The organism is Flavobacterium sp. I-STPP5a (genome assembly GCF_009764685.1).
Taxonomy (GTDB): domain Bacteria; phylum Bacteroidota; class Bacteroidia; order Flavobacteriales; family Flavobacteriaceae; genus Flavobacterium.
The window spans coordinates 1-2,214 of the sequence record NZ_VHLM01000051.1 but is presented as its reverse complement, the minus strand read 5'-3'; the positions used below and the strand labels follow the sequence as shown (position 1 = coordinate 2,214).

2 tRNA genes and 1 rRNA gene are annotated in these 2,214 nt (G+C 45.8%); all 3 read right to left on the bottom strand.

The annotated features are described in order from the left end of the window. Window position 1: 1 nt before the first annotated feature. Window positions 2–75 (bottom strand) — tRNA-Ala (locus tag FJV36_RS09690). Window positions 76–215: 140 nt separating this feature from the next. Next, window positions 216–289, bottom strand: a tRNA-Ile gene (locus FJV36_RS09685). A gap of 188 nt (window positions 290–477) precedes the next feature. Further along, window positions 478–1,991 (bottom strand): 16S ribosomal RNA (locus FJV36_RS09680). Between the last annotated feature and the right edge of the window lie 223 nt (window positions 1,992–2,214).

Genomic DNA, 2,214 nt, shown 5'->3' with positions numbered 1-2,214 from the left:
GTGGAGAATAACGGAGTCGAACCGTTGACCTCCTGCGTGCAAGGCAGGCGCTCTAGCCAGCTGAGCTAATCCCCCAATTTAATTATGAATTGTGAATTATGAATTATGAATTATTTGTAATTCGTAATCTTTCAACCCTAGAATTTCCTTTCAATCTTTTTCTATGAACGTTTTTGTCTTAATACTTAATACTAAGTACTTAATACTTTCTTTAGTTGTCTCGGACAGACTCGAACTGTCGACCCCTACATTATCAGTGTAGTACTCTAACCAGCTGAGCTACGAGACACTCTTTTTTTTTGAGTAAAGAATAAAGATTTAAAATTATAGACTTAATCTATGCTCCATCTTCTATTTTCTTTCCCCTCTTTTTTTTATAAATTAACAGCAAGAGTAATAAAATGTTAGAACTTGTTTCCAACTTGAACTTTCGTCTTCTTTCCCTAGCGTGTATCTCTACTAACACTAAGGCTCTAGAAAGGAGGTGTTCCAGCCGCACCTTCCGGTACGGCTACCTTGTTACGACTTAGCCCTAGTTACCAGTTTTACCCTAGGCAGCTCCTTGCGGTCACCGACTTCAGGCACCCCCAGCTTCCATGGCTTGACGGGCGGTGTGTACAAGGCCCGGGAACGTATTCACCGGATCATGGCTGATATCCGATTACTAGCGATTCCAGCTTCACGGAGTCGAGTTGCAGACTCCGATCCGAACTGTGACCGGTTTTATAGATTCGCTCCTGGTCGCCCAGTGGCTGCTCTCTGTACCGGCCATTGTAGCACGTGTGTAGCCCAAGGCGTAAGGGCCGTGATGATTTGACGTCATCCCCACCTTCCTCACAGTTTGCACTGGCAGTCTTGTTAGAGTTCCCGACATGACTCGCTGGCAACTAACAACAGGGGTTGCGCTCGTTATAGGACTTAACCTGACACCTCACGGCACGAGCTGACGACAACCATGCAGCACCTTGTAAATTGTCTTGCGAAAAGTCTGTTTCCAAACCGGTCAATCTACATTTAAGCCTTGGTAAGGTTCCTCGCGTATCATCGAATTAAACCACATGCTCCACCGCTTGTGCGGGCCCCCGTCAATTCCTTTGAGTTTCATTCTTGCGAACGTACTCCCCAGGTGGGATACTTATCACTTTCGCTTAGCCACTGAAATTGCTTCCAACAGCTAGTATCCATCGTTTACGGCGTGGACTACCAGGGTATCTAATCCTGTTCGCTACCCACGCTTTCGTCCATCAGCGTCAATCCATTAGTAGTAACCTGCCTTCGCAATTGGTATTCCATGTAATCTCTAAGCATTTCACCGCTACACTACATATTCTAGTTACTTCCTAATAATTCAAGTTTAGCAGTATCAATGGCCGTTCCACCGTTGAGCGATGGGCTTTCACCACTGACTTACTAAACCGCCTACGGACCCTTTAAACCCAATGATTCCGGATAACGCTTGGATCCTCCGTATTACCGCGGCTGCTGGCACGGAGTTAGCCGATCCTTATTCTTACAGTACCGTCAAGCTCCCTCACGAGGGAGTGTTTCTTCCTGTACAAAAGCAGTTTACAATCCATAGGACCGTCATCCTGCACGCGGCATGGCTGGATCAGGCTTGCGCCCATTGTCCAATATTCCTCACTGCTGCCTCCCGTAGGAGTCTGGTCCGTGTCTCAGTACCAGTGTGGGGGATCTCCCTCTCAGGACCCCTACCCATCGTTGCCTTGGTAAGCCGTTACCTTACCAACTAGCTAATGGGACGCATGCTCATCTTTCACCGTTGTGACTTTAATAGTGGTTTCATGCGAAACTGCTATACTATGAGGTATTAATCCAAATTTCTCTGGGCTATCCCTCTGTGAAAGGTAGATTGCATACGCGTTACGCACCCGTGCGCCGGTCTCTAGATCCGAAAACCTATACCCCTCGACTTGCATGTGTTAAGCCTGCCGCTAGCGTTCATCCTGAGCCAGGATCAAACTCTTCATCGTATATTGTTTGCTTGATTGCTCAAGCTATTGTTATTCGACTCAGTTCTAGTGGTTTTTTCAAATCTTCCGATTCTATTACTCTTATTCTTTTGTTCTGTTCTTGCGAACAAAACGGCTGTCAATTCAATATGTCTAGGAACGTATTCTTACTATTTTTTCGCCTTTCGTTTGTTTCTCAAAGCGGGTGCAAAAGTAGTTATTCTTTTTTAACTGGCAAGAAAAT